General features: G+C 36.4%; 28 protein-coding genes and 5 pseudogenes. 24 read left to right on the top strand and 9 right to left on the bottom strand.

The genetic code is table 11. The features are described 5' to 3' along the window. The first annotated feature begins 445 nt into the window (after positions 1 to 445). The 7 genes and pseudogenes from NSQ16_RS10295 to NSQ16_RS10265 all read left to right on the top strand — a co-directional run bounded on the left by NSQ16_RS10295 (position 446) and on the right by NSQ16_RS10265 (position 3,658). A complete protein-coding gene (locus tag NSQ16_RS10295; protein ID WP_116316657.1) occupies positions 446 to 904 on the top strand; it encodes a UPF0715 family protein in 459 nt (152 codons plus the stop codon). A 94-nt stretch (positions 905 to 998) separates the two neighbouring features. Continuing rightward, positions 999 to 1,436, top strand: a complete 438-nt coding sequence (locus NSQ16_RS10290; RefSeq protein WP_230488197.1) for a hypothetical protein — start codon at positions 999 to 1,001, stop codon at positions 1,434 to 1,436. Positions 1,437 to 1,527: 91 nt separating this feature from the next. Further along, positions 1,528 to 1,754, top strand: a pseudogene (locus NSQ16_RS10285) (helix-turn-helix transcriptional regulator). A 173-nt stretch (positions 1,755 to 1,927) separates the two neighbouring features. Beyond that, positions 1,928 to 2,490, top strand: a pseudogene (locus NSQ16_RS10280) (DUF3885 domain-containing protein). A 118-nt stretch (positions 2,491 to 2,608) separates the two neighbouring features. Then, the gene (locus NSQ16_RS10275; protein WP_069837923.1) at positions 2,609 to 2,962 is read left to right on the top strand and encodes a hypothetical protein; all 354 of its coding nucleotides are present in this window, start codon (positions 2,609 to 2,611) and stop codon (positions 2,960 to 2,962) included. Between the two features lie 37 nt (positions 2,963 to 2,999). Next, positions 3,000 to 3,221, top strand: coding sequence for a hypothetical protein (locus NSQ16_RS10270; protein WP_116315615.1), 222 nt, complete (start codon positions 3,000 to 3,002; stop codon positions 3,219 to 3,221). A 44-nt stretch (positions 3,222 to 3,265) separates the two neighbouring features. Next, positions 3,266 to 3,658: a UPF0715 family protein gene (locus tag NSQ16_RS10265; RefSeq protein ID WP_033881215.1), complete on the top strand. Its 393-nt coding sequence runs from the start codon at positions 3,266 to 3,268 to the stop codon at positions 3,656 to 3,658. Between the two features lie 9 nt (positions 3,659 to 3,667). Here NSQ16_RS10265 and NSQ16_RS10260 read toward each other — a convergent pair whose 3' ends face one another. Further along, positions 3,668 to 3,898, bottom strand: coding sequence for a membrane protein (locus NSQ16_RS10260; RefSeq protein ID WP_033881214.1), 231 nt, complete (start codon positions 3,896 to 3,898; stop codon positions 3,668 to 3,670). Positions 3,899 to 4,031: 133 nt separating this feature from the next. Between NSQ16_RS10260 and NSQ16_RS10255 the strand changes: the two genes are divergently transcribed. The 7 genes and pseudogenes from NSQ16_RS10255 to NSQ16_RS10225 all read left to right on the top strand — a co-directional run bounded on the left by NSQ16_RS10255 (position 4,032) and on the right by NSQ16_RS10225 (position 9,230). Next, entirely contained in the window at positions 4,032 to 5,459 is a 1,428-nt protein-coding gene (locus NSQ16_RS10255; RefSeq protein WP_033881218.1) for a serine hydrolase domain-containing protein, read from the top strand. 368 nt (positions 5,460 to 5,827) lie between these two features. Further along, positions 5,828 to 6,079, top strand: a complete 252-nt coding sequence (locus tag NSQ16_RS10250; RefSeq protein WP_033881213.1) for a hypothetical protein — start codon at positions 5,828 to 5,830, stop codon at positions 6,077 to 6,079. Between the two features lie 3 nt (positions 6,080 to 6,082). After that, positions 6,083 to 6,305, top strand: a pseudogene (locus NSQ16_RS10245) (hypothetical protein). Positions 6,306 to 6,315: 10 nt separating this feature from the next. Continuing rightward, positions 6,316 to 6,447, top strand: coding sequence for a hypothetical protein (locus NSQ16_RS10240; RefSeq protein ID WP_043857647.1), 132 nt, complete (start codon positions 6,316 to 6,318; stop codon positions 6,445 to 6,447). 414 nt (positions 6,448 to 6,861) lie between these two features. After that, positions 6,862 to 7,095, top strand: a complete 234-nt coding sequence (locus tag NSQ16_RS10235) for a 3-ketosteroid-delta-1-dehydrogenase (RefSeq protein WP_230488196.1) — start codon at positions 6,862 to 6,864, stop codon at positions 7,093 to 7,095. 36 nt (positions 7,096 to 7,131) lie between these two features. Further along, positions 7,132 to 7,590, top strand: a complete 459-nt coding sequence (locus NSQ16_RS10230) for a DUF4365 domain-containing protein (protein WP_069837551.1) — start codon at positions 7,132 to 7,134, stop codon at positions 7,588 to 7,590. A 41-nt stretch (positions 7,591 to 7,631) separates the two neighbouring features. Then, positions 7,632 to 9,230 carry a hypothetical protein gene (locus tag NSQ16_RS10225; protein WP_230488195.1) on the top strand — a complete coding sequence of 533 codons (1,599 nt, stop codon included), beginning with the start codon at positions 7,632 to 7,634 and terminating at the stop codon, positions 9,228 to 9,230. Between the two features lie 49 nt (positions 9,231 to 9,279). Here the strand turns inward: NSQ16_RS10225 and NSQ16_RS10220 are convergent, their stop codons facing one another. Continuing rightward, on the bottom strand, positions 9,280 to 9,618 hold the full coding sequence (locus tag NSQ16_RS10220) for a helix-turn-helix domain-containing protein (RefSeq protein WP_029318062.1): 339 nt from the start codon (positions 9,616 to 9,618) through the stop codon (positions 9,280 to 9,282). A gap of 170 nt (positions 9,619 to 9,788) precedes the next feature. Here NSQ16_RS10220 and NSQ16_RS10215 point away from each other — a divergent pair, with 170 nt between their 5' ends. The 3 genes from NSQ16_RS10215 to ppsA all read left to right on the top strand — a co-directional run bounded on the left by NSQ16_RS10215 (position 9,789) and on the right by ppsA (position 14,569). After that, positions 9,789 to 10,028, top strand: coding sequence for a TM2 domain-containing protein (locus NSQ16_RS10215; RefSeq protein ID WP_003231362.1), 240 nt, complete (start codon positions 9,789 to 9,791; stop codon positions 10,026 to 10,028). 627 nt (positions 10,029 to 10,655) lie between these two features. Beyond that, positions 10,656 to 11,297: an endo-1,4-beta-xylanase XynA gene (gene xynA, locus NSQ16_RS10210; RefSeq protein WP_217024453.1), complete on the top strand. Its 642-nt coding sequence runs from the start codon at positions 10,656 to 10,658 to the stop codon at positions 11,295 to 11,297. A 671-nt stretch (positions 11,298 to 11,968) separates the two neighbouring features. Further along, positions 11,969 to 14,569, top strand: coding sequence for a phosphoenolpyruvate synthase (gene ppsA / locus NSQ16_RS10205; protein ID WP_230488194.1), 2,601 nt, complete (start codon positions 11,969 to 11,971; stop codon positions 14,567 to 14,569). A gap of 296 nt (positions 14,570 to 14,865) precedes the next feature. Here ppsA and NSQ16_RS10200 read toward each other — a convergent pair whose 3' ends face one another. Next, positions 14,866 to 15,129 carry a hypothetical protein gene (locus NSQ16_RS10200; RefSeq protein ID WP_160221638.1) on the bottom strand — a complete coding sequence of 88 codons (264 nt, stop codon included), beginning with the start codon at positions 15,127 to 15,129 and terminating at the stop codon, positions 14,866 to 14,868. Between the two features lie 394 nt (positions 15,130 to 15,523). Continuing rightward, a complete protein-coding gene (locus tag NSQ16_RS10195; protein WP_046663319.1) occupies positions 15,524 to 15,757 on the bottom strand; it encodes a hypothetical protein in 234 nt (77 codons plus the stop codon). A gap of 163 nt (positions 15,758 to 15,920) precedes the next feature. Between NSQ16_RS10195 and NSQ16_RS10190 the strand changes: the two genes are divergently transcribed. Then, the gene (locus NSQ16_RS10190) at positions 15,921 to 16,274 is read left to right on the top strand and encodes a DUF3221 domain-containing protein (protein WP_230488193.1); all 354 of its coding nucleotides are present in this window, start codon (positions 15,921 to 15,923) and stop codon (positions 16,272 to 16,274) included. Between the two features lie 106 nt (positions 16,275 to 16,380). Continuing rightward, positions 16,381 to 16,470: pseudogene (locus tag NSQ16_RS10185) on the top strand (SMI1/KNR4 family protein); the annotation flags it as partial. Positions 16,471 to 16,732: 262 nt separating this feature from the next. Here NSQ16_RS10185 and bla read toward each other — a convergent pair. Then, entirely contained in the window at positions 16,733 to 17,653 is a 921-nt protein-coding gene (gene bla / locus NSQ16_RS10180; protein ID WP_230488192.1) for a class A beta-lactamase, read from the bottom strand. Positions 17,654 to 17,953: 300 nt separating this feature from the next. Here bla and NSQ16_RS10175 point away from each other — a divergent pair. Both NSQ16_RS10175 and NSQ16_RS10170 read left to right on the top strand, forming a co-directional pair. Continuing rightward, positions 17,954 to 18,585: pseudogene (locus NSQ16_RS10175) on the top strand (type 1 glutamine amidotransferase family protein). A 263-nt stretch (positions 18,586 to 18,848) separates the two neighbouring features. Further along, the gene (locus tag NSQ16_RS10170; RefSeq protein ID WP_230488191.1) at positions 18,849 to 19,280 is read left to right on the top strand and encodes a hypothetical protein; all 432 of its coding nucleotides are present in this window, start codon (positions 18,849 to 18,851) and stop codon (positions 19,278 to 19,280) included. Positions 19,281 to 19,453: 173 nt separating this feature from the next. Here the strand turns inward: NSQ16_RS10170 and NSQ16_RS10165 are convergent, their stop codons facing one another. Continuing rightward, positions 19,454 to 20,332, bottom strand: a complete 879-nt coding sequence (locus NSQ16_RS10165) for a DMT family transporter (RefSeq protein ID WP_230488190.1) — start codon at positions 20,330 to 20,332, stop codon at positions 19,454 to 19,456. 100 nt (positions 20,333 to 20,432) lie between these two features. Here NSQ16_RS10165 and NSQ16_RS10160 point away from each other — a divergent pair, with 100 nt between their 5' ends. Then, entirely contained in the window at positions 20,433 to 21,305 is an 873-nt protein-coding gene (locus NSQ16_RS10160) for a LysR family transcriptional regulator (RefSeq protein ID WP_021481419.1), read from the top strand. 116 nt (positions 21,306 to 21,421) lie between these two features. On the opposite strand, the gene NSQ16_RS10155 is transcribed toward NSQ16_RS10160, so the two are convergent. The 3 genes from NSQ16_RS10155 to NSQ16_RS10145 form a co-directional block, all read right to left on the bottom strand. Further along, positions 21,422 to 22,216 (bottom strand): DUF817 domain-containing protein, encoded by a 795-nt coding sequence (locus NSQ16_RS10155; protein ID WP_230488189.1) that lies wholly within the window; start codon positions 22,214 to 22,216, stop codon positions 21,422 to 21,424. A 105-nt stretch (positions 22,217 to 22,321) separates the two neighbouring features. Then, the gene (locus NSQ16_RS10150) at positions 22,322 to 22,576 is read right to left on the bottom strand and encodes a helix-turn-helix transcriptional regulator (protein WP_033883967.1); all 255 of its coding nucleotides are present in this window, start codon (positions 22,574 to 22,576) and stop codon (positions 22,322 to 22,324) included. A gap of 9 nt (positions 22,577 to 22,585) precedes the next feature. Next, complete coding sequence (locus tag NSQ16_RS10145) at positions 22,586 to 23,068, bottom strand: DUF2975 domain-containing protein (protein ID WP_015251949.1); 483 nt, start codon at positions 23,066 to 23,068, stop codon at positions 22,586 to 22,588. A gap of 346 nt (positions 23,069 to 23,414) precedes the next feature. Between NSQ16_RS10145 and NSQ16_RS10140 the strand changes: the two genes are divergently transcribed. Together NSQ16_RS10140 and NSQ16_RS10135 are read left to right on the top strand one after the other, a co-directional pair. Then, positions 23,415 to 24,326 carry a VanW family protein gene (locus tag NSQ16_RS10140; protein WP_003231400.1) on the top strand — a complete coding sequence of 304 codons (912 nt, stop codon included), beginning with the start codon at positions 23,415 to 23,417 and terminating at the stop codon, positions 24,324 to 24,326. 99 nt (positions 24,327 to 24,425) lie between these two features. After that, complete coding sequence (locus tag NSQ16_RS10135) at positions 24,426 to 24,923, top strand: hypothetical protein (protein WP_128422273.1); 498 nt, start codon at positions 24,426 to 24,428, stop codon at positions 24,921 to 24,923. Positions 24,924 to 24,961: the final 38 nt, after the last annotated feature.

Below are 24,961 nucleotides of genomic sequence, written 5' to 3'. Positions count from 1 at the left end.
ATTTGATAATTCTATATTTAAATTACATGCAGCGTTTACTACTAATTTGGATCTTTAAACTGATTATGATATCCAGATGGATATGCTCATGATGAGTAAATCGATACTCAAAACAGCTGGCTTTAAAATTTCTTAATCCAGGATACATACATTAGAGATGAAGATAACAACTCAGTTTATTGCCGTTATTGCTTTGGAGAAACTAAGTAAATATTTGTCATAAGAAATTCTGATCTATATTTGGCTCTTATTTGGGAGGAAAGTATGTCAATTTTAACAATAATTGAAATCGTGTTAGTGGCAACTATATTAGGATTATTTGCTTGGACATTTAAAAAAGAAAAAATGCTGATGAAGATGTGTTTAATTATGCTAGATATATGATTTATTTGCTTGTAGCTGAAGTTGCAATGTTTGTGATATTTCAAATAATTTAAGTTAAAACATGGATTTTAAAGTGATTTTAAGGAGGCGTCTAGACAATGTTGAAGAAGCTTTTAACATGAAAGGGGGTATAAACATGCAAATTTTAAGGATCTTTATTGTTCATGTCTCGTCTGCGTTATCAGCTGCTGTTGTTTATGTTTTGGGCATTGATTATGATGGTTATATTCCGTACTTCTTAATAAGTGTTATTCTCTTTATCTTCTATTTAATCTTTGCTGCACCTGTTCAATATTTTTTAAATCGCAATCCAAAAAGGTTTAGCCTGAAATACTTACTCATATACATATTCTTTTCCTTCTTAGTGTGGTTAATCTTCGCAATAATTACTGACCTTAAGACCACTATAGATTTCCTAATGGGATATGAAATTTACTTATTTAGTATCACATTTGCTCTAATCTTTTGGGTCTGGGACTCAGTTTTTCTGCAAAATAAGGCGAAGATAGCAGCTAAGTAAGATTAAACATCTTTGAATATTTCATTATCCAGAGAAAAAACCACTACCCTTTAATTACCAATTAATATTATAATTGGAAAAAGGGGGAGAGGAAATGAAAAAATTAATCCTTCTGACTATGATTTGCCTTGGCTTTATGTCGAGTTTTAGTATTCCAAATGCCGAGGCAAAGCTTACATTAGAGTACAAAAATGTTAACTTTCACATGAGTGAGGATTCAGAAAGTTTTTCTATGGCAGATTATTTTGATCGTGATTATGACCGTACTTGGCTATTTTACAAATTCACAATTCGCAATGCTGAAGGTTGTACTCTAAATATGAAAATCAGCAGAATTACTCTTGCTGGCTGGGTATTCCCACGTAGTGAGAAAGAATTTACCGGAAATTATTTAGATTATACTGCTACAGACCGAGTAGAGGGAGATGCTAATCGTAATCACGTGTTAGAGATTACAAAGAATCCAGGTTGTGGAGATGTTTGGATAAACGGTATTTATGGATTTGAACATGAAGAGCCTGATGAGTATTAAATTCAGCGAGGCCAAGGAGAAAAAAGCCTTGGCCATTATTATTTAGTTAATGATCATTTTAAGTGATCAGAAATAACTAAGAGGTGAGAACGTGATTAAATCAAATTTAAAGCCCTTATTAGACGAAAGGAAGATCAGCATCAGGCAGCTACCCAGAGAAATTAATCATGAGTATCCGACTGTCAGAAAGCTATACAGAGATGAAATGGAGCGGTATCCAAGAGAGCTGTTAGATAAAGTCTGTACATATTTAAACATCGAGCTGCATGAGTTATTGATTTTCCAAAAAATCATAACCATATCGAACACTCAGGATGAAAATGGTATACTAAAGTTATAAGGTTAGGAAAGAATTACAAGTTTTCTAGGTCTAAATAAAATCGTACTTTTATCCAAAAGGGTATTTTGTTATTTAAATAAAATGATTTGTTGTTTCATAATTGTTATCTAATAGGAAAAAGATTCGATTAACCGAAAGTGAGAATGTATGAATGAATTTAATGGGGTATATGGAGGAAAGGTTTCCAAGACTCGAATTAATTCCTAGCATCTATAATCAGGATTTCGGTTTGTATATGAGCAAATCTCAACCATTTTTAATGAATTATTTGAACAAAACGATGACATATTCCTTGTGACGAATATGTATAAGCACAAGAAAGAGAAATGTATAAGAAAATTAAAGGTCTATCAACCGTTTCTAAAGTGTAAAAATCATTTGAATCAAATTCTGGTGAAGACATATCCCTACTCGTTTGAGATAGATGAAGCTGAAGAATACGAGATGCAACAATTTTCCTTGTTATGCAAACCTCGAGACTTACATGTAACTGAACTACTTAAAGCAGCCAGTAATGAAGATTTTCCATTGAAACCGAGATTCGGGGGTTACTCTATTGATTACCCTGATGTTTTCTTTGTGAACATTACAAAAGACATTATTTTCTTTATCTATGATGACCGAGGATGTGAAGTCATAGCTCTTGATTTCAAACGAATACGTCCACTTTATGAAAAATATCACAACTGGGTAGAAGAATATAAATACATATAAATACTTGTAATACTCTTTCTAAAACGATTTATACCAGGAAAGGCAGAATTAGATTATGAGGGCACTACATACAAGATTTAAACGATTATTGAAACTTAGAAACTTAGAATTTTTTCAGTTGGTCTTAAGTGATGATGAGAGATCTGCATTTTTATTAGTACTTGAGGAAAGATTAGAGGATTTTGATTCTCAAGGTGGTAACCATATTAGTGTTTATTTAGTTACTCACTTTGAGTTATCTGATCAATCATATAAAGATGTACTAAGCTTTAATGATGATCTTTTGGGTATGAAGCATAATTGTTCGTATTCAATGGATATTCTAAGCGTTAAAGAGGAATTTGATTTCGATTTTCCATTTGATATGCTTGCAATTAAAAGATATGTACAAGAATTAATAAATATATTAGGGATTAATCTAACTTTACCTGAAATGAAAGAAAGAGATTTTGACAAACTTTCTCAAGACTAAATAAAACTACGATTTTAAAAAGAAGCAGGGGGCAATAATGTTAAAAATGATTACTGTTTGGTATAAGTATTACGATGATAATGACCCTAAGTTAAACCATATTGAAGACGGCTGGTCAAAGAATGAGTACCCAAAACCAATTAAATCATCGTTTGCAAATCAAGAGGCTTGGAGAAAAAGCGAGTGGGAGAGAAAATATGCATATCTTGATGAAAAATCTAGAGTAGTTGATGCGACTAAGGCTATTTGGCTTAAGTAAAGTTTTGTATTAATAAGGTTTTTTGAAGACAGGAGGATAGACTTTTGCTACCTAATAGATTGTTAAACAGTTATGTTTATACTCTAATAATCTCTAGTTTATCATTTGGTTTAATCTTTGGTCTGTATATGTTTGCTTACTCTGGTTTTATGGCATTCGCATTAGTCACTATTGGCATCATAGGAGTTTATGCTTTAATCACTTACTTGGTATTTGCTGTCCCTTTGCAAGTGTGGCTTAGAAGAAGGCCCAGAAAATTCAGTTTGAACAATTTTTTAATTTATATTGCAGTAGCCTTTTTAGCTGTGTTTTTGTGCTGGACTGTTGATTATCCGCCAAATGCTCTTACTGTATTCAGAAGCTTAAATTATTACATTATGAGTATTGTTACAGGTCTTATTTATTGGTTTTGGGACTCTATATTCTTACGGAATTAAAACATTAAATTAAATCATGAATTTCACTCCGTTTACAACAAGTAAGAAGGCTGCTGTTCCAAACAATAAATATCCAGACAGTTTTTGTTTGCTTAATATCGCTTCAACTCCGACTAATGATAAAAGGGCTGCAACAAATAATTGCACAACAATCAACAATAATTCATTTTGATTGAACAATGAGTATACGCACAAGACTAATGCAATGCAAGAAACCGAAATTTTTGCAACTTTTAGCAAGGTATCACTCCTTATGCGGTCATGAATTAACCTTAACACGATTACGCGTCTTAATCCGAGAGCATAAAGAATCAAGATAAAAGAAGTGTTTTATAGAAAGGCGGCGAAATTCAATGATAAAGGCTTATACAATATGAAAAAGATTATTGTTTTTGTATTAACGATATTTATATTATTCTCAGGATTCGCAACACAAAGTTATGCGTTGTCTGATTCGAAATCTGCGGCAATACAAGCGTTGCTAGATGATGCCTCTCGTATATCAGGTGTGCCGGGAATGTCAATCTCAATACTTACTGATGATGAAGTGTTCTACTTTTCTTCAGGGTATGCTGACCGTGAAAAGGGGGTGTCTGCAAGTGAAAATACACTCTATGAGTTAGCCTCGGTCAGTAAAGCTTTTACCGGTATGGGTATTATGCTGTTGGAAGAGCAAGGGCTGCTCTCAATGACTGACCCTGTCCAAAAATATTTACCTTGGTTTACGTTAAAGTATCAAGGGAAACCTGTTGATATGCAAAGCCTTACACTAAATAACTTTCTTCACCATACCAGTGGTCTAACAAATATTAGGCATACTCAAAGTATTCCACAAGGCAATACACCGGATATGTTGCAAAAGACTGTGGAAATGCTCGTAGATGCTGAATTGGCGTTCCCTCCCGGTGAACAGTATAACTATGGAACCGTTAATTATGACGTATTGGGCTTGGTTATTGAGATTGTGTCGCGACAAAGCTATGAAGACTTTATGAGGGAACAGGTATTTCAGCGGTTAGGTCTTCACCAGACGTATGTTTATAAAGAAGATGCTCAAGCCACTGGACAGTTGGCACAGGGCTACCGTTCTTCCTTTTTTATGACAACTCCATTTAAAGCTCCGGATTATGCTGGGAATAAGCCCGCAGGCTACATCATTTCTAATACAAAAGATATGGCGCGTTGGATGGGCATACAGATGGGTATTGTGCAGGACATACCCGAAATATTTCACACGGTTATCGAAAAATCACATAGGGGTGATATGTCTGTTTCGGCTGTCAACGATATGTATTATGCGGCAGGCTGGTCGGTAAACGCCGACCAAACGATTATAGAACACACTGGGAGCAATCCAAATTTCAGAACCGAAGTAGTCATACTGCTAAATGAACGAACAGCCGTCTGCTTGCTGAGCAACGGCGCAAATACCAATATAAACCTGGTACTAAAAATTAAAGATATATTAGACGGTAATCTAACTCAGTCATATGAAATAAGCGGCACACAGCTTTTGGATATCATTTTGTCGTCTATCACTATTATTCTTTGCCTATTGGCCGTTCTCCTATTTCTCTTAGGATTACGCAGAAGGAAAACGAATGAGCGGCAGCCAATGACAAAAAAGAGAATAATCGTAACAGTTATTTTCCTGATCGCTACGATTGCCCTGGGTATACTGTGCTGTGCTTTCGATTGGTCAACGATACTTATTTGGCAAACATATAGTGTTCTTACAGCTTTGATTTCGTCAGCATTATTAACAGCAAGCATTACATGGTTTGTATACACTCACCGATAAAATACCTCGCTCCCAAGATAAGCATAATGTTAAGTAATTAAATTTGAATTTATCGGTATGCTTAATTTGAAAAACATAAGACACTTCGGTGTCTTTTTTAATATCATCGACAATTTTCCCAGTCAAACCTAAATTACTATTGCTTCCACTAACCTGCTCCGTTCGTGGAATAAGGATTTTTAAACAACTAATATTATTTTTCAAATGACTTTATTGTAAATTAAACAACAATATTATTTTTGCACAAGCGTCGTTAGATAACATTTCTTAACCCGTTTGTTTCGTATTTCTCTTCCACAAGATCACCTACATAATTTATTCAACATACTCAAGAATAGCAAATTTCGTTCGATATAGGGAGGGAACAAATGATTGGTTTAGCTTATTTTTTAATTATCTGGCTAGGAGCTGGATTGTTGACTGGCATTAAGTTTATTTTTGTTGACCAGGTCTATGATGATGAGTTTAAAGAACTCATGGATAAAGAAACAGCAGCGGGCATGGAAAGGAATTTGGCCAGCCTGTTTTTCAAAAATAAGGTAAACGTTATTGCTTTTTTCATGCTAATTGGTTTGCTGCCATTAGCAATGAGGATTACAAAATTATTTAAAAGAGGTTGATTTATGCCTTTGCTTGATTATTTTTATGTACTGCAGTTTGAAAACAAGGAATACTTCAAATCATTTAAGTTAGATGAGGACGGTTATTTAACATCTAGCGACCTCCACGGCGCTTCTAAATTGCAAACAATGTATGAAGTCATTGAGGTAGCCAGTGAACTCAAAACAAAGTGCAATGTGCAATGTGCAATGTGAGGTAAGGGAAATCCAAGTCGTAAAGCGTTAGGAGTGTTCAGGTGTATTGGATAGAGTGGATTGAAAATGGAGAAAAGAAAAGCATTGTTGCAGAAGGTTGGATTGAAGGGGCTGTTATACTTGAAGACTTGTATCAGAAGCGGTTTGATTATGTTGAATGGAAGCGGCTTTGAAAAGGGGTGAAATGCAATTAAAAATTTAGTTTTATTGTCCAGCTTTTTAGGAATTGTGCTATCAATTATAGGGCAATTATTTGGAGTCCTAACAGATTTCTTTATTCCAGGTATTTCACGACTTATAGGAGTTTTAGCTGGCTTCCTAGTATTACTTTGCTTTAAGTCAAGAAACACAGAAATGCAGACATTTATTGTGAGCTTAAGTACTGCACTAGGAATAATAGGTGCAGGGATTCTATATCTTCCAGCAGCTATTGTCAATGTTTTAATTGGCTTCAACCTAAACAAAAAGTTAAAAGAAGAAAACACTAAGGAGCAGATCTGAATAGACTGCTTTTTGTTTAGTGTGACCATGGAAAATTGTAGTATAATAGTAATGAAATAATCATTTTATTCAGATTGGGTGAAAAGATGAAGGAAAAGATAAGAGATTTAATTGACTATGAAGAGAAATATTGGATTACTGTAACAGGAAGAATAATCTGCAAAAAGAACAATCATGTTCGCCATAAGAATGGCAATGTTTATGGATACAAACATGTGCACTTGCATAAAAATGGGACAAGAAAACTGTTTAGCACATTTGATGTTTGGAAAAAGAATTTTCCTGATAAAGACCCATCTTCATATAAAGGGATTAAATAAGTAACGGCATAATTATTTATTTACGGAGATGAAGAAATGCCAAATATGAATTGGAGTAAGTTAAATAACTTACAATTAGGTAGATATGGTGAATATTACGCAATGATGGATTTTGCCTCATATGGTTATCAAATTTTTAGTAGCGAGGTAGATGATCATGGAATTGACTTCATTGCAAGGAAGGCTGGCGGCGAATTCTTAGAAATACAAGTAAAGTCACTTAGTTTTCCTAAATCAACTTATACATTTTTAAAAGAAAAACATTTCAATCCTTATAAGAAGGGCTTTTATATTTATTTAATGTTATTTATTGAAGGATCTTTACCACAATCTTTTTTAATACCAGGGAACGTCTTCCTTGAAGGAAATAATCCAGTATTTAAATATAAGCCAAACTATAAGGAACCTGAGTATGGGATAAATGTTTCTAAGAAGAATATGCACATACTAGAACAATATAGCTTGAGTAAACTTGAAAGTGAAATATCTGTTTAAAAGAATCTTTTTATTAAATGAGGAGCTAGGAGAGGGAATAATTGAACAGTGATTACGTTGAAGCTGCATTTGGATCATTAGATTTCATGGGGTTTGATAGTGAATTAGTTATGAAGGGGTACAAAGAGAGAATAGACCAAAATATTGAGGGGATACAATATATACCTAAGACATGGCTTCCGTTAATTTATGATTTAATATTTGATGAGGAGAAACAGTTTTGGAATAAAGATATTAAAGATTTTATTTACAACTTAATTGATGAAGTAAAATGCAAGAACGTTAACACTGATTTGTTTTTTGAGAACTTCAGAGACAGTCTAGACAACTTTTTTTTAGCCCTTTCATCATATGATCGTGTACTGAGTACATTGAATTTATTTAATAAAACTATAATTCCGAGAGACACTGAAATTCAAGTCAAGTATTTGCCTTTATTTAATTCGTTAGTTGAAGGAGTAGTTAGCAATTTATATAAATTTTTGAAGAATTTGCTTAACACCATAGATGATAAAGACTTGTTAAGTCAAAATAATCTAGGCCCTTTAGTCAATTTGCTTAATTCAAAAGGGTGTACAATTTTAACAAAGGAAATTGATGTAGATATTAGAAATGCTATTAACCATGGGGGAACTTATCTAAAAGAGAAAGATAAAATTATCTTTAACTTCACTAACAGAGGAAAACCTAAAAGTAAGGAAGTAAGTGTTTCTCAATTTAAGAGACAGATATATAAAATAATTGATCTGGTTAACGGATTGCTAGCCGGTATTGTAAAATTTAATGTAAAGAATTATAAGAGCATTGCTCAGTCAATTTGTTCGAATACAACCGATATTGTTTATCAATCCTGGATAAAACTCGAGATGTCAACTTATAATTTAAGATGTAATCTTTTGAATGTGGATGAAATAAACAACCAAGTCAACCTCTATTTTTCTACATATGAAGTTCCTTCTAATAATGAATTGATTCAGTTTGGTATATTTACCTTTGTTAAATTAGTTTTGTTGTATCCTGAGTCCGATAGGCTTTTCCTTACATTTAATAACGACAAACAAATTAATTCTTTCTTATTAACTGATACAGCTGATATTATTGCATATATTCAAAACGGTATAGATGCCCAATACTTAGTTGATAAAATAAGTAGGAATAGTCTTTTTGGTGCGAATTTTCAAGATGATGATACAGTTAGCGGAAATTATACTTTGCATTGTCATTATCACGATATTAAGGAAGAAGAGTATATCGTTAAAAATATCAGAGACACAAGTACAAACAATTTAAAACGTTTTAAAATTGAGATCTACATGAAGAATTCAAAGCGTAGAAGTCATGTGAAGAAGGAAATTGTACGAATCATAGACAAGGTTAGACATTTAGAAAACTTTCCAGAGATAACGCATGATAAAAAGTATGGTAAGATGCCAGCAGATGTTATATTTATGGATATTTTTAAAGAGTATGGAAGGAAAAGTGATCGCAAAAGATACATAATGTCAAGTAATGATAACTTCATTGCACAAGCTCAATATTTTAGCTGCAAAGAATATAAGGTTAACAAAGAGAGATTAAGCAAAGATTTAGTCGTAAGAACAGAAGGTAACATTGAATTTGCTTGGAATCCAAATTTTTAGATTTAGATAAAATAATTGTTTTATGCAAATGCTCACATAAGGGCTCTTTTTAATTGTTGTTTGTAGTAACCATCTTCAAAATTTTCCGGATAGGATCTAACATCTCAGGGGTAAGTTTATATCCATCCCGGTGAATATCTGGTTTTTCTAAAAACTCTTTTAGATTTTTTCTTTCCACTTTAGGATCAGGATCATCTGTTAATCCAAGTATGTAATCAACTGAAACATCATATAGTCTAGCTAAAATAACCAACTTGTCCAATGGTGGTTTTTTGCTTTCAGCTTCATACCCGCCGTAACTTGATTTTGCAATTCCAATTTTCTCAGCTAACTGTTCCATTGTTAATTTGTGTGCCTTTCGTAATTGACGTAATCTTTGGCCATACATTTTGAATAAACGCCTCCCAAAACCATCTAGTTCAATTATATGAGCTTTCATTTCTCAATAAAATAAAAAATCTCAAAAGAATTTCAAAATTTTCACGATTTCTGGCGGAAAATGCATTATAATGTGAAAGCATTACTTTAAAAATGGTAGCAATGAACTAGGAGGAAGTCATGGTAAGCAAGAAGAACAAAATTGTAGCGGCATTATTAGCATTTTTCTTCGGGGGTCTGGGAATACATAAGTTTTATTTGGGAAGAGTAGGACAAGGTATTCTATATATTTTGTTTTGCTGGACTGGTATCCCCTCTATTATCGCATTTATTGAATTCATTATTTTTCTTTGTGGTAGCGAAGAAGGGTTTGATCAAAAGTACAATTTTTATTACTTTCAGCAGCAATCTAAAGCTTAATTTTAAAGAGGGATATACAGTCCCTCTTTAAATAAAATAAGTATTTTAAAGAAATTTATTTTGAATTGGAGGCTCGGTTACATTCCACAGTTACCACGATTGTCAATTCTTATTTTTCTTTTTCAGAGTCCTTTCAAATAACAATCTTGCAACTTCTTTGTAAAACTGATCTAAGCTATCATCCTCAAATTTTTGGTCAATAATTCTAATTGAGCAGTTCTTTCTTAGTATAACCTTAATTGTTTTCTTCTTCAGTTCTTCATATTCTTCATAGATTTGCTTCCCTTCATTAGACAAGCGGCAGCACAATAATTTCACAATCTCTACTGTATATCTCCTTTATAGAAATGGTTCAATGGGAATTCATTGCAGATATTACTCCATCTGAATTAGAAACAAGAATTGTGATCCTACGAAAAAAGGATCAGGATATGGTGGAAGAAGACCACTTATAATGTGTTTCTAGGTATTTGTAATTAAATTACAAATACTTTTAATATTTGCTCATGAATTCGTGGTATTATACTGAAGGGGACGATCAAAAGCTTTGGCATTAGTAATTAAGAATGTTTTAAATGTATACGAGTGCTACCTCAAAGTCGGAAAAAATATTATAGGAGGTAACATATGTTTAAGTTTAAAAAGAATTTCTTAGTTGGATTATCGGCAGCTTTAATGAGTATTAGCTTGTTTTCGGCAACCGCCTCTGCAGCTAGCACAGACTACTGGCAAAATTGGACTGATGGGGGCGGTATAGTAAACGCTGTTAATGGGTCTGGCGGGAATTACAGTGTTAATTGGTCTAATACCGGAAATTTTGTTGTTGGTAAAGGTTGGACTACAGGTTCGCCATTTAGGACGATAAACTATAATGCCGGAGTTTGGGCACCAAATGGCAATGGATATTTAACTTTATATGGTTGGACGAGATCACCTCTCATAGAATATTATGTAGTGGATTCATGGGGTACTTATAGACCTACTGGAACGTATAAAGGTACTGTAAAAAGTGATGGGGGTACATATGACATATATACAACTACACGTTATAACGCACCTTCCATTGATGGCGATCGCACTACTTTTACGCAGTACTGGAGTGTTCGTCAGACGAAGAGACCAACTGGAAGCAACGCTACAATCACTTTCAGCAATCATGTGAACGCATGGAAGAGCCATGGAATGAATCTGGGCAGTAATTGGGCTTACCAAGTCATGGCGACAGAAGGATATCAAAGTAGTGGAATTTCTAACGTAACAGTGTGGTAGCAGATCATCTTTAATCAGGGGTAGCTAACGGGCTGATGATCGTTCCTTGAGAAGTTTTATAATCAATGATTATTAAAATCGTTAGTAATGGTTAAAGGTTGTTTTCTACTAGGTGAACGGCCTTGGAATTACTGGAGGTAGGGTATTCTCCATCTGGTTTTATAACTTTTCCTATAGGTTAATAGAATGGTATTTAAATGAGAATGCTATCAATTTTTTGTAGTCAGCGCTTGCTCACAACAGACACCTTTACATAACCCTTCTTTATCAAACATAAGCCTTATTCAAAATAAAAATATCTAGTAGTTAACCAGATCCTCATAACTTTATACTAGTTAAAGGTGGGACTGTTAAGAACAAAAAGTCTAATTTATAAATGGGGACTCTACGGAACAAGACAGGTTAGTTCGAAAAGAACCCAACTTTAGGATTTCCTTAGAGGATTGTATCAGCTCGAACCAAGTTTTTTAATGCGACTAGCTATGGAAATTAAGAAAAGAACCTGGTGAAATTGCCCAGGTTCTTTTTATATTGCACAAAAACAGACACGGTGATATAATCACACTACGTGCGCTTTCTGGTTAAAAAGTTATAGATACCCATCTTATAATTTTATTATATCCTGCTGGGAAGCTCTTGTCAATATTTATTTTTTGAAGGGGAGATGTAGAATGAGTTCTTTGGTTCTCGGTTTACATGAAATTGAAAAAACACAGCTTTCGCTCGTTGGAGGAAAAGGGTTACATTTAGGGGAATTATCAAAAATTCAAGGTATACAAGTACCAGAAGGATTTTGTGTCACAACAGTAGGATATCAAAAAGCCATCGAACAAAACGAAACGTTACAAGAGTTGTTGGACCAGTTGGCGATGCTAAAAGTTGAGGACCGAGATCAGATTGGTAACATCAGCAGAAAGATTCGGCAAATCATTATGGAAGTAGACATCCCTTCTGATGTTGTGAAAGCTGTGGCTCAATATATCTCCCAGTTTGGCGAGGAACATGCCTATGCCGTGCGTTCTAGTGCGACTGCTGAAGATTTACCACATGCTTCTTTTGCCGGTCAACAAGACACCTATTTAAATATTATCGGCGTCGATGCAATCTTGCAGCATATCAGTAAATGCTGGGCGTCCCTATTTACGGATCGCGCGGTTATTTACCGTATGCAAAATGGATTTGACCACAGCCAAGTCTATTTATCCGTTATCGTTCAAAGGATGGTTTTCCCTCAGGCTTCGGGGATTTTATTTACCGCTGATCCGATTACCTCAAGCCGAAAGGTGTTATCCATCGATGCCGGTTTTGGACTTGGTGAAGCACTGGTTTCCGGCTTGGTATCTGCCGATTGTTATAAAGTACAGGATGGGCAAATCATCGATAAGAGAATAGCAACTAAAAAATTGGCTATCTACGGACGAAAAGAAGGCGGAACAGAAACACATCAGATCGATTCTGATCAGCAAAAGGCTCAAACACTGACTGATGAACAAATTTTACAGCTGGCACGCATTGGAAGACAGATCGAAGCTCATTTCGGCCAGCCGCAAGATATCGAATGGTGTTTGGCCCGCGATACTTTTTATATTGTACAGAGTCGTCCAATCACTACTTTATTCCCCATCCCTGAAGCGAGTGACCAAGAAAATCACGTCTATATTTCTGTTGGTCATCAACAAATGATGACGGATCCCATAAAACCACTAGGATTGTCTTTTTTTCTGTTGACGACTGCTGCACCTATGCGTAAAGCCGGTGGAAGGCTATTTGTTGATGTCACACATCATCTGGCATCCCCTGACAGCAGAGAAGTTTTCTTAAAAGGCATGGGGCAGCACGATCAGCTTTTAAAAGACGCACTTATGACCATAATAAAGCGACGAGATTTCATAATGTCGATACCAAATGATAAAACAGCACCAAATCCCATCAGAGGCAATGCAGATATGCCGGCTCAAGTTGAAAACGATCCGACAATCGTGTCTGATTTGATTGAGAGCAGTCAAACATCGATAGAAGAGTTAAAACAAAACATCCAAACGAAATCAGGATCAGATTTATTTCGTTTTATTCTGGAAGATATCCAGGAATTAAAGAAGATTTTATTTAACCCAGAAAGTTCGGTTGTGATTCGAACTGCTATGAATGCTTCATTATGGATTAACGAAAAAATGAACGAGTGGTTAGGTGAAAAAAACGCAGCAGATACACTCTCTCAATCTGTACCCCATAATATTACTTCAGAAATGGGTCTTGCGTTATTAGACGTCGCAGATGTGATTCGTCCTTATCCAGAGGTAATTGATTACTTACAACATGTAAAAGATGATAACTTTTTGGATGAACTGGCTAAGTTTGATGGCGGAAGCAAAACCCGAGACGCGATCTATGATTATCTCAGCAAATACGGAATGCGATGTACCGGAGAAATTGATATTACAAGAACTCGATGGAGCGAAAAACCAACTACACTTATCCCAATGATTCTTAATAATATCAATAACAGTGGGCCTAATGCCAGCCATCGGAAATTTGAGCAAGGGCGACAGAAAGCTTTGAAGAAAGAGCAAGAGTTATTAGATCGATTGAAGCAATTACCGGATGGTGAACAAAAAGCCAAAGAAACAAAACGAATGATAGATATCATCCGGAATTTCAGCGGGTTTAGGGAATATCCAAAATACGGCATGGTTAATCGATACTTCGTTTATAAGCAGGCTTTACTGAAAGAAGCCGAACAACTCATAGAAGCGGGCGTTATTCATGAAAAAGAAGATATATACTATCTCACTTTTGAAGAACTTCACGAAGTCGTACGCACACATAAACTGGATTATCACATCATCAGTACACGAAAAGACGAGTACACATTATATGAAAAACTATCTCCACCACGTGTTATCACGTCTGATGGTGAAATCGTTACAGGTGAGTATAAACGAGAAAATCTCCCAGCCGGAGCGATTGTAGGTCTACCTGTTTCCTCCGGAGTGATAGAGGGGCGAGCGCGTGTCATTTTAAACATGGAAGATGCTGATTTAGAAGATGGAGATATATTAGTTACCTCCTTTACCGATCCAAGCTGGACACCATTGTTTGTATCCATAAAAGGCCTAGTCACCGAAGTTGGGGGACTGATGACCCATGGAGCTGTTATAGCCCGTGAATATGGCTTACCTGCAGTTGTTGGCGTTGAAAATGCTGCCAAGCTGATAAAAGATGGGCAACGAATTCGCGTTCATGGTACAGAAGGCTACATTGAAATCTTATAATGTCTGATGTGTAGAGAGCCATCAGATATTCCGCCATCAGCCCTAACTAGAAGTGGGAGGCTGCATTTGTACCGAATGATTAAGTTCCCGTTGAACTAACGAAGATCGATAGCACATTAAGAAAAGCTGGAACCTCTTGGAGGAGGTCTGGCTTTTCTATATAAAATTGGCGTAGTGTGCAAAAGCCGCATTTTGCGGGCGGCGCTTCTTTAAAGTGAATTTTTTATTACCAGCATTTAAACTTGTATTTGTGCTTAAAACAAGAGAAAAAGGAGCTAAAAAGCTCCTTTATAAATTTAAACAACTTTTGTATAAATAGCCGTGTAAAACCCGATTGAGTAATCAAAATAATGTCGTGTAAGCGTATAAGTATAACCGTTGTATTCTATTGTTGGCTGGAAGTCCATTGGCAGAGGACTAATGCGGTATATAGTGTCATAATCATATTCATCACTTTTTACTGCAACCTCAGACGAAGTGCCAGCAGCCAATGCGGGAATCGCGGATATGAGCATGCCAAAGGATAAAGCAGAACTCAATAAGATTTTCCTAATCTTCAATTATATCAACTCCATTTACAATTTATACACATATTATGTTGTAATTGGAAGTTATTTTGAAAGTGAATAATGGATCATAAAAAGTAAAAATCTCGATTTTAGCGGAATAAGAGTAAGGGTATGGTTCGAAGGAAACCACATACAAACATTTGAGAAAGAACAAAAAGAAGTAGATCCGTTTGGTGAATGTCCCTGTTGTTTATTTTAAAGATCAAAAAGAGTTTAAAATGGCCGGTATTACATTAATGACACGCCAAAATGTTGCTATTTACGAAGACAAAGATCGGAAGAAAAAAATGGTTCAGATAGTTTTATCATTATAGATAGAGGTGGCCCAAAAGCAGCCTAGAAATAAGCTTAAACAAAAAATCCTCCCACAAAGGGAGGATTACTATTACATATTAACTAAAGTGTAAATCAATGAAACAATGAATAAAAAATACGAAATATAAGATATTGCTTTTGAAGAACTTGTTTTATGTTTTTGGAATGTATAGATAAGTGCAAAACCAAAGAAGAAAACTGTTACAAACCAAGAAGTGTATTGTGGAAAAATGGCGACCGCCAATACCATGATTGTTGAAAAAATAAATGAAGAGTAATGAGTTACTTTATGATCATCATTCAATGAAATCACCTCTACGAATTTTTACCCGATTTAGTCTGTGTATTACCAGCTTGTAAAAGATTCAATATGAGAAAATGAAGAAGTTTCTGGATAGATTTACACTACAGTTTATTGATATGTAGTTATGGAGTGAGATTGTTAAACATGACGGGAGGGAGAAAGGTTGCCGAAAATCGGAGTAAGCTTGATAGTGCTCATTATTTTCCTTGCAGGCTGCAATAAAAATGAACAAAACGGAGACGAAACAAAGATGCAGAGCCTAGTAGGCTATGTCGTGCTTAAAGACAATAATAGGGCAATTCTCATTACCACTACAGAAACTCCAGTAAAAGAAGATTACGATCTTTCTGAAGGACAACTTATGAACAAGTTTAAAAATAACATAGTAATTGTAGGATTAAGTGAGATTGATAACACAGATGATCTCAAAAGAGGTGAAAAAATAAAAGTGTGGTTCCATACACGAAAAGAGTCAAATCCACCAAGTGCAACGATACAAAAATATGAATTATTATAAAAAAATTGTTGAATTCTCATATAGATAACCTCTGAGACAACAAATGTTGTTCTATTGCATTGAAACTGCCAGTGACCAATATCAAGTTCAGTTATGTTAATTCAAGTGGTTTGATATGTTAGTGTCTTCGAACGAGACGAAATATTGGGAAGAGAGTCCGAATATCAATGAGTATTACAAATTGGTCACAGAATAAGAGACCTAAGAGAGTTGTCTGCATTGTATGTTTACTTGAAGGAGAAGAAAACGGATTTTAGGGTGCTTAATCTTAATTCTTGTCAGGTCAAACTTTACTTGTTCCATAAAATGAAAACTTGCCGTTAATTATAATAACGTTTAATTTTGTGGTGTTTAAATATATGATTCTAGAGGTCCTATGAAAGAACCGTTCATCAAAAAATGAACGGTAGGGGTTAAAAAAGTAATGTCTTTTCCTTTGTGGCAAAAGGCTAAACATATTATTTGAGATCGTTAAAGACGACTTTTGCAGCCTCAGCGATAAGAGCATTATCATAATTAGCATCTTTCGTAAAGCGGTTTGACAGAATTGCCAAAACAATAGGAGCTCTGTTAGGAGGCCAAACGATAGCAATGTCGTTTCGTGTCCCGTAGCTTCCGGCTCCGGATTTATCGCCAACTTCCCATCCTATTGGAGCGCCTGCCCGAATCAGTTCGTCACCAGTAGCATTGCCTCGCATCCAATCGGTTAAGATCGTGCGTTTGTCAGTCGTGAGCGTGTTATCTAAAGTGAAAGCTTTAAGATCGGTTGCCAGTGCTTTTGCGGTGCTGGTGTCACGAATATCACCAGGAATCGCAGAGTTTAGATCCGTCTCGAATCGTTTAGCTTTCGTTACATGATCCCCAATCTGTTTCAGTGACTTTTCAAAACCTTTAGGGCCGCCAAGCTGTTGCAACAAGATGTTCCCAGCGGTATTATCGCTGTAACGTATAGCCGCTTCCGAGATTTCTTTTAGGCTCATGCCTGTATCTAGGTGTTTCTCTGTGATTGGAGAATATGTAACAAGATCGTCCTTGCTGTAGTGGATGACTTCATTAAGTTTTTCAATTGAGTTTTTCTTCAGGACAGCAGCTGCGGCTAGAACTTTATAGGTTGATGCGTAAGCAAATCGCTCATTCGGCCGATAGGCGATTGTCTTGTTTGAACCTGTATCAATTGCATAAACACCAAGCGTGGCATCAAATTTTTTCTCAAGTTGAACAAATTTTTTATTCGTTATACAGCTTGCCATGTTTGTGTCTTCTATGGATTTTGCTTCGGCATGCGTTGAGCTGTAAAAAGGTGTGAAACCAGTAATGCTTAAACATAAAAGCCCAACACATATTCCGAATTTTATTGACGCTTTATTTTTCAACTTCATCAAGCCTCCTCATTCAAATGATTTTGTATTACCTTCTAATTCACATCACAAAAGCAGGAATGAAATCGAGATATTTCCAATGAAATGTTTCCCATGACAGTTAGTGTAACAAACCCCTTTGAGCTAGTAAACATAGAATCAATTGATCTTATATTTTTAATAAGTTGGGAGAACAAGGGCAATTGCCAACCTACATGGTATTATATAAGAATAGGCAAATCAGAATACATATGCTGACAATGGCTGTCAGCAAAGTCATCTATTAGAAAGCTTTATCAATTGTGATTGGAGTGTTATTGGATGCAAACGAGAAAAGTTTATCTCTACGTATTTCACACAATGTCAGACTGGGAATATGGATATTTAATTGCGGAACTAAACTAAGGGAGATACTTTAAACAAGATGCAGCATCTTTAAAAGTAGTTACAGTAGGGGTTAATAAAGAAATGATAACTACGTTGGGAGGATTAAGCATAAAACCAGATATTTCTCTTGGCGAATGTACTCTTGGGAGTCAAGATCTTATCATTTTACCCGGAGGAAACACTTGGGGAGAAGATATTCATCAGCCGATCTTGAAAAAGTTGGCGACGCTTTAAAGCTCGGCACGACTATTGCTGCAATTTGTGGGGCAACCCTGGGCCTCGCGAATGAAGGATACTTAAATTCGAGAAAGCACACAAGCAATGACCTAGACTATATGAATATGGTCTGCCCTAATTACAAAGGAGAAACATTATATGAAAAGGGGCCTGCAGTATCTGATGAAAATTTGGTTACTGCATCAGGAATTGCTCCTCTGGAATTTGCGGTAGAAGTATTGAAAAAATTAGATGTATTTGCACCAGATACATTGCGTTCATGGTATAAGCTAAATAAGACTCAAAAGCCTGAACACTTCTTTGAGCTAATGAATACAATAAATCGATAGAAAACACTTTAGCAGTTTTTTGTAGTGCTCCTGAACTTATGGGAGCATTTTTTATATGTGTCTAGGAGCTATATAAAGAAATGCAGAAACTTTTAAAAAGAATATAGATTGGTAAGCCTTATTTCGAATAGAGTTTGATTTGGGTTAAAACTGTTCTTATTAAGGCTCATTTCATGGTGCTAAAGATTCATTTAGAGAAGACTGTCTTGATCAGAAAAGACCCTTCCAATATATTGAAGTAAAAGATATCGGGAGGAACTCTTTTGAAAAAGATGTTGATGTTAGCTTTTACAATTCTTTTGGCTTTGACTATCCATGTAGGGGAAGCTTCGGCCGTTATCGTGAAAGATGAGGAGAAAGTGAGTTTTACAATGACAGAAAATGAAAAATGGTTTATGAAGTCTGATGACCTAAATTCAAACCATTGGATATCTCACTTTGGGTATAGATTCACCATTTTCGATACTGAAGGATGTACAATTAACGCAAGAATCATGCGAATGACTTTGTCAGGATATGAAATAACCGTTAGTGAAAAAAACTTCTCAGGGGATCATTTTGATTTTAGTGCAACTGATCGAGTTGAGACGATGCCTTATAAGACTCATTATTTGATTTTGACAAAAGATCCAGATTGCGGAGATGTTAAAGTAAAAGGTCTATACGGTTTTCAGTTTGATCAGCCAGAATGGTAATAAAAAAGAATCTGGATTCTCACCAGCCTAAACGCCAGCCAAGCTAATGTCTCACATGCAGACATTAGCTTTTTTCATTGTTTAATAGGCTGTCGTCATGATTCTAGAAGACTTTCTCGTAATAGTCGTCTCCTGTCACATGAAGCCCAAATGACAGGGGAAATGTATATCATTCACACTTTCCGTCGTGAAAATGTAAATGTATTCATAAAAATCCCGCAACATATCAGCAGTGCGCCGAGGATAATATTGATGGTGATCTGTTCGTGCAATTGCATCCATCCAAAGAATAGGGCCAATACGGGAACAAACATTAATGCCATGGATGCTTTTGACGCTTGGATTTGATTGAGCACCCAAAACCATACGACAAAGGTAAAGCCGGTGGAAAGCAAGCCATTAAACAGCAATGACCACACCGCCTGATATGTCCACTCGGCTGAAGGGACCGGCTCAAATATAAAGGAAAACACCAATAACATGACGGCTCCCATCATAAGGTGCCAGGCATTCATGTGAATAATATCGATATGCTTGAATTGTAGCTTGCTGAACACATTCGCGATTCCCCAGCTAAGCGCTGCTGCAAGGACGCACAGCTCCCCAAATAAAGCGCTTTGATCGATATTGAGCATTTCCTTTCCAAATATAAATAACAGTCCGAAGAGGCCGCAGACCAGTCCCAGCGTTTTATACACATTCATGTTCTCGTTTAATGTAAAATGGCTGATCACCGTAACAAATATAGGCATTGTATATACCAAAACAGAGGTTTTCCCTGAATCGACAAACTGCATTCCATACGTCAAGATCCCCATATAGCCCAGCCCCATCAACAGGCTCATGATGATATAGCTTTTAAGATGTTCTTTTTTAATTGAAAGCTTTTTTCTTTGGATGAAGAGAATGAGAAATAAAGGAACCGCTCCGATGAACAGGCGCAAACCCGAAAATAAAAGCGGGGGGATGTCATGAATTCCTACTTTCATCGCAACCCAAGTATAACCCCAAATAAGTGTGACAGATATGATACCCAGCATAACTTTTACCATAATGAAGCCGCCTTTCTTGTTTAAATATCGTGCTGGTTTCTATCATATGTTACATTTATGTATAACTGAAATACATTTTTATTATTGGGGGTATAACCAAATGGTTATGAATATGAACCATCTTCACATATTTGTAAAAGTCGGGGAGAAATTGAATATTACAGAAGCGGCAAAAGAATTGTTCATCTCTCAGCCGGCGGTAAGCAAAGCGATAAAAAACCTGGAGAGCTCACTGCAGCTCAAATTATTGATCAGGGATAAACATCATGGTTTAATGCTGACTGACATCGGAAAAGAAATATTGCTGCTTGCGAGGCAAATGAAGGGAATTGAAAGCAAAATATATCAAGTAGCCAACCGGGAAAACAAGCTGTTAAACGGGAAGGTGAAAATCGGTTCATTTCCTGCAGTTTCAACAAATATCATGCCACAGGCGATTGCTGCATTCAGATCAAACTACCCGCTGATCCGCATAGAATTGATCGAAGGAACCTCTGACCAAATAAAAGGATGGGTTGAGGATCGGACGGTTGATATCGGGATCGCAGCATCTCCATTTGAACCGTTTGAAAATCAGCTATTGTGTAACGACTATATGGTGGCTGTCATCCCGCCGCAGCGTGACGAGTTAAAACTTGAAAAGCATGTCGACCTTGAAACATATCAAGATGACCTCATTTTTTGTAAAGGCGGTCATGAAATCGCGATGTCAAACGCATTTTCGCAATACAACATCGAATTAAAGGAAAACTTAACTGTGCAAAATGCCGAAACCTTGATTAATATGGTCAAAAATAACTTGGGTATCGGCATCATTTCAAACTTTACACTTTCATCCGTCCCGCATCAATTGATTAAAAAGGACATCTTTCCTAGGGTCACACGCGATATTGGCGTCATCGTACATTCATTTGAAGAGATAACGCCGGCGGCGCATGAGTTTGTCAAAGTGTTGAAAGCAGTTGTAATCTGAATCAGTTATCGTGTTGCGATGAAATTGAAGAAGATGAATACTCACCGGCAGAGTTACATAAAAGAAAAAAGCAACCATTTGAACGTTGCTTTTCACTCTATTTGGGACCTTGTATGCTAAGAAAAAGATTCCTCCATCTCTGCCTTTGTGGGACTCTGCTCCTTAACTTGTTTTAATGATGCTACTATAAGAAAGCTAACAATCACTAGCAAGAGCCATGAACTTACCTTTCCAAGGTGTACGAGACTCCATGTATCGATTTGGTTTGGATATTTCCAAGCTCCAAAAAACGTAGCGATATTTTCCGCTATCCATATAAAAAATCCGATGAGTACAAAAGAAAGTGCGAGCGGCATACGGTAACGAGCTCCATTCACCTCGTATGTAACCCATGTTTGCCAAAAGACAATGATGACAAGCCCAGATAACCACCATCGAAAGTCTATAGAAAAATGGTGGGTGAAAAAATTCAAATAAATCGCTGCGGCAAGCGGAACAACTGCAAAAAAAGGCGGCCACTTAACCAGTTCAACCTTAAGCCTTCTCCATGCCTGGCACAAATAACTGGCTACACTTGCGTACATAAAACCGCTATACAAAGGTACTCCAAATATTTTGGAGTATCCTTCTTCTGGATAAGACCAGGAGCCCATATGGACTTTAAAAAGTTCCAGAGCAAGCCCAATGAGGTGGAATAATGTGATCACTTTTAATTCATCCCGTGTTTCAAGACCGGAACGCACCATCCACAATTGCATGAGAACGCAGATAATGAGCAGCCAGTCATATCGCGGCAAGAAGGGCAGTGGGATGATTTGCGTAATAGCCAAAGAGGCAAAAATAACGGCAGGAAACAAACATGAAAGGGCTTGTTCCCAGCCAAAATGGACGATTTGTTTTATGGCTCTCATGATGTATGCCTCCTCCATAGTTGTGTTCTTCGTGTATGAAAGGGACGCTTAGTATAGCAGCTAGATGGATATAAGTTTATGTCCATAAGCTCACCGCCAATCACTTTATTTTTCTGTTGATCCTTCATATTTTTTCTTTGCGAATCCTGTGTCTTCATCACTTCGGTATTCCAATATATCCCCGGGCTGACATTCTAAAGCCTTGCAAATCGCTTCTAAAGTTGATAATCGAATAGCCTTTGCTTTTCCGTTTTTTAATATCGAAAGATTAGCCATGGTGATGCCAACTCTCTCTGAAAGCTCTGTTACGCTCATTTTCCTCTTAGCAAGCATCACATCAATGTTGATAATAATCGCCATGTCATCACCTCAGACCGTTAAGTCATTTTCTGATTTTATATCAATCGCTTCTTTTAACAGTTTTTGAAGAACAGCAGCAAAGACCGCAATCACCATTGAAGCAAAAATAATAACCAATCCGATCACAATGATACCCGGGGCGTCGTCTATCTCGGCCATCAGATAAAAGACAGGCATGCCTGCTGCGTAAAAGATACTGATAGTGACTGCGCAATATTTTATATTCTTCAAAGCTCTTACAGACAAACCCGAGAAAGCTTTGTTTTTGTCAATATAGCTTAAAAGTTTGAACGCTTGATAAAGAGCAAAGTAAAAAGGTATCGCCGTTACATACAAATAGATGAAAACGAGATATTTTATATAAGCGATATTTGGAAATAATTCTGCTGAATAGTTGGCTATCTTAGGCACTAAAAAAATGCATAAAGCAAGAATTGGAATTCCAATAAGAACCAAAGCTATCTTTAAAAAAATTGTCGACATTCGATTCATAACAAGCACCTCATTTATTTGTTGTCTAATTGAATGTAACAAAAAATTTATCGTTTCTCAATAAAAAAATATTGAAATGTATTGATTTGTTATTGTTATAGGAGACCCTTTTCATTTTTGACAAGACAAAAAAGCATCCCTCATCATTGGGAGATGCTGAACTACTTCAAACTTGCCGACTGAATGAACCGTGTCCCTCAGTGAGCTCAGGGATCGGTGTGAACATAAAGCTAAGCTCTTTTATGAAGGTTTTTATCAACGTCTAAAGATTCAAACAAACGATGGGAAGAAATACATCAAAGGATAAGCGGCTGTTCATACTAATGATCGGGAGGTAAACCGACTTATGATACAAATTTTGATCACTGGTCTTTTTTTATTGGCTCAGCCGAGTGAGCCGCAGGACAGTTTAACGGTCACACAGCAAGGACGGACGATTGCCACTGTTAACCGTGAAGACTTTACAATGCCTCTTCCCGGCACTCCAATGGTTGACTATGAAAAATACAGTAAATTCATCAAACAGCTTGATCAGAAAGTGTACCGTGAGCCGATAAATGCTGTCCTTAACGATCATGGAAGCATCGTCCCGGGCAGGGTTGGCTACAAACTGTATCAACAGGCGTTTATGGAAAAGTTTTATGCGTATTTTTATGGGCAAGGTCCCTCCAAGATAGAAGTGCCGGAAATGAACATTTATCCGAAAGTTGACAGCGAGCTGCTAGCTCACATCAGTACGCAGCAGCTTGGTCAGTACGTGACGTATTTTAACTCAAGCAATAAAAGCCGTTCACACAATATTTCTCTTTCTGCAAAAGCAATCGACAATCACGTTGTTTTCCCTAATGAGACGTTTTCGTTTAACCAAGTTGTGGGAATGAGAACTCGGAACAAAGGATATAAAAGTGCACCCATTATTGTAAAAGGGGAGTTGTCTGAAGGTGTAGGAGGAGGAATTTGTCAGGTGTCCTCAACTCTATTTAATGCAGTCGATCGTGCAGGACTGCAGATCGTTCAGCGCTATTCTCATACTAGAAGTGTACCATATGTACCGCCCGGACGGGATGCGACGGTAAGCTGGGGAGGTCCTGACTTTCGCTTTCAAAACCAATATAACCAACCAATCTTAATTCGGGCAAAAAGGTATGGGGGAAGTATGATTATTACGCTATACTCTTCTGATGTGATTAACAGCAGATTGAGAAAAATCCCCAAAGCTCCATCTCGGATACCGAAAGAAATAAATGCAGAGCAGTAAAGACAAAACCTTAGGTAAGGTTTTGGTTAAGAGAGCTTGTAGATTGTCAAAATCAATTCTTTAAGGAGCGGCCAGTGAAAGGAAGGAGGGATAAATGAAGTGAAAAGGGTATTATTTTCTGTAATTGTTTTTACAGCAGTTGGATTTACGTTTTGCCAATCAAAAGCGCATGCCCTGACTTTTACGGTGTTGCCTATTACACAAAAAACAGACCAGTGGTCAGTAAAAGTAAGTGAAGCAAAAAAAGCAAAGGAATTTGCGAGACCTCAAAAAGGAGAATATCAAGTATATTCCTTGGAAGTCAAAAATATAGGGGAAAAAGCAGCTACAGTGGATGTGCAATTGTATAGAAATGACCCTAATTCAATCACAAGGTTTTCGCTTTTTGGATGTCCCGATGAAAATTGTGTCAAACCAAAAGAAGATTCTAAAATGTTAGCTGAAAGTTTAAATGATGGCTCACCGCTGAAGTTCAATCATTTTATGCTGGCAGATAAGGCCTCTGAATTAGAGGTTGTTATAATTTGGACACAGAAGGGGCAAGAAGGACGCAATTTAAAACAGACCTTTAAATTCACTGAAGATGGCATTAATTAGACAGTAAAGATGGAATGGCTTTGATGATTCGATCTCTT

Source organism: Bacillus sp. PS108 (genome assembly GCF_037963335.1).
Taxonomy (GTDB): domain Bacteria; phylum Bacillota; class Bacilli; order Bacillales; family Bacillaceae; genus Bacillus; species Bacillus subtilis.
Note: the sequence above shows the minus strand (reverse complement) of the source record. Positions and strands in the feature narration are given on the sequence as shown.

What these genes read in the sequence shown, in the direction of transcription:
- NSQ16_RS10270 (WP_116315615.1), top strand. Translation starts at nt 3,000, where the DNA reads ATGTTAAAAATGATTACTGTTTGGTATAAGTATTACGATGATAATGAC.
- NSQ16_RS10215 (WP_003231362.1), top strand. Translation starts at nt 9,789, where the DNA reads ATGGTAAGCAAGAAGAACAAAATTGTAGCGGCATTATTAGCATTTTTC.
- NSQ16_RS10230 (WP_069837551.1), top strand. Translation starts at nt 7,132, where the DNA reads ATGCCAAATATGAATTGGAGTAAGTTAAATAACTTACAATTAGGTAGA.
- NSQ16_RS10295 (WP_116316657.1), top strand. Translation starts at nt 446, where the DNA reads ATGGATTTTAAAGTGATTTTAAGGAGGCGTCTAGACAATGTTGAAGAA.
- xynA (WP_217024453.1), top strand. Translation starts at nt 10,656, where the DNA reads ATGTTTAAGTTTAAAAAGAATTTCTTAGTTGGATTATCGGCAGCTTTA.
- NSQ16_RS10140 (WP_003231400.1), top strand. Translation starts at nt 23,415, where the DNA reads ATGATACAAATTTTGATCACTGGTCTTTTTTTATTGGCTCAGCCGAGT.
- NSQ16_RS10255 (WP_033881218.1), top strand. Translation starts at nt 4,032, where the DNA reads ATGAAAAAGATTATTGTTTTTGTATTAACGATATTTATATTATTCTCA.
- NSQ16_RS10150 (WP_033883967.1), bottom strand. Translation starts at nt 22,576, where the DNA reads ATGGCGATTATTATCAACATTGATGTGATGCTTGCTAAGAGGAAAATG.
- NSQ16_RS10235 (WP_230488196.1), top strand. Translation starts at nt 6,862, where the DNA reads ATGAAGGAAAAGATAAGAGATTTAATTGACTATGAAGAGAAATATTGG.
- NSQ16_RS10220 (WP_029318062.1), bottom strand. Translation starts at nt 9,618, where the DNA reads ATGTATGGCCAAAGATTACGTCAATTACGAAAGGCACACAAATTAACA.
- NSQ16_RS10160 (WP_021481419.1), top strand. Translation starts at nt 20,433, where the DNA reads ATGGTTATGAATATGAACCATCTTCACATATTTGTAAAAGTCGGGGAG.
- NSQ16_RS10250 (WP_033881213.1), top strand. Translation starts at nt 5,828, where the DNA reads ATGATTGGTTTAGCTTATTTTTTAATTATCTGGCTAGGAGCTGGATTG.
- bla (WP_230488192.1), bottom strand. Translation starts at nt 17,653, where the DNA reads ATGAAGTTGAAAAATAAAGCGTCAATAAAATTCGGAATATGTGTTGGG.
- ppsA (WP_230488194.1), top strand. Translation starts at nt 11,969, where the DNA reads ATGAGTTCTTTGGTTCTCGGTTTACATGAAATTGAAAAAACACAGCTT.
- NSQ16_RS10165 (WP_230488190.1), bottom strand. Translation starts at nt 20,332, where the DNA reads ATGGTAAAAGTTATGCTGGGTATCATATCTGTCACACTTATTTGGGGT.
- NSQ16_RS10290 (WP_230488197.1), top strand. Translation starts at nt 999, where the DNA reads ATGAAAAAATTAATCCTTCTGACTATGATTTGCCTTGGCTTTATGTCG.
- NSQ16_RS10155 (WP_230488189.1), bottom strand. Translation starts at nt 22,216, where the DNA reads ATGAGAGCCATAAAACAAATCGTCCATTTTGGCTGGGAACAAGCCCTT.
- NSQ16_RS10145 (WP_015251949.1), bottom strand. Translation starts at nt 23,068, where the DNA reads ATGAATCGAATGTCGACAATTTTTTTAAAGATAGCTTTGGTTCTTATT.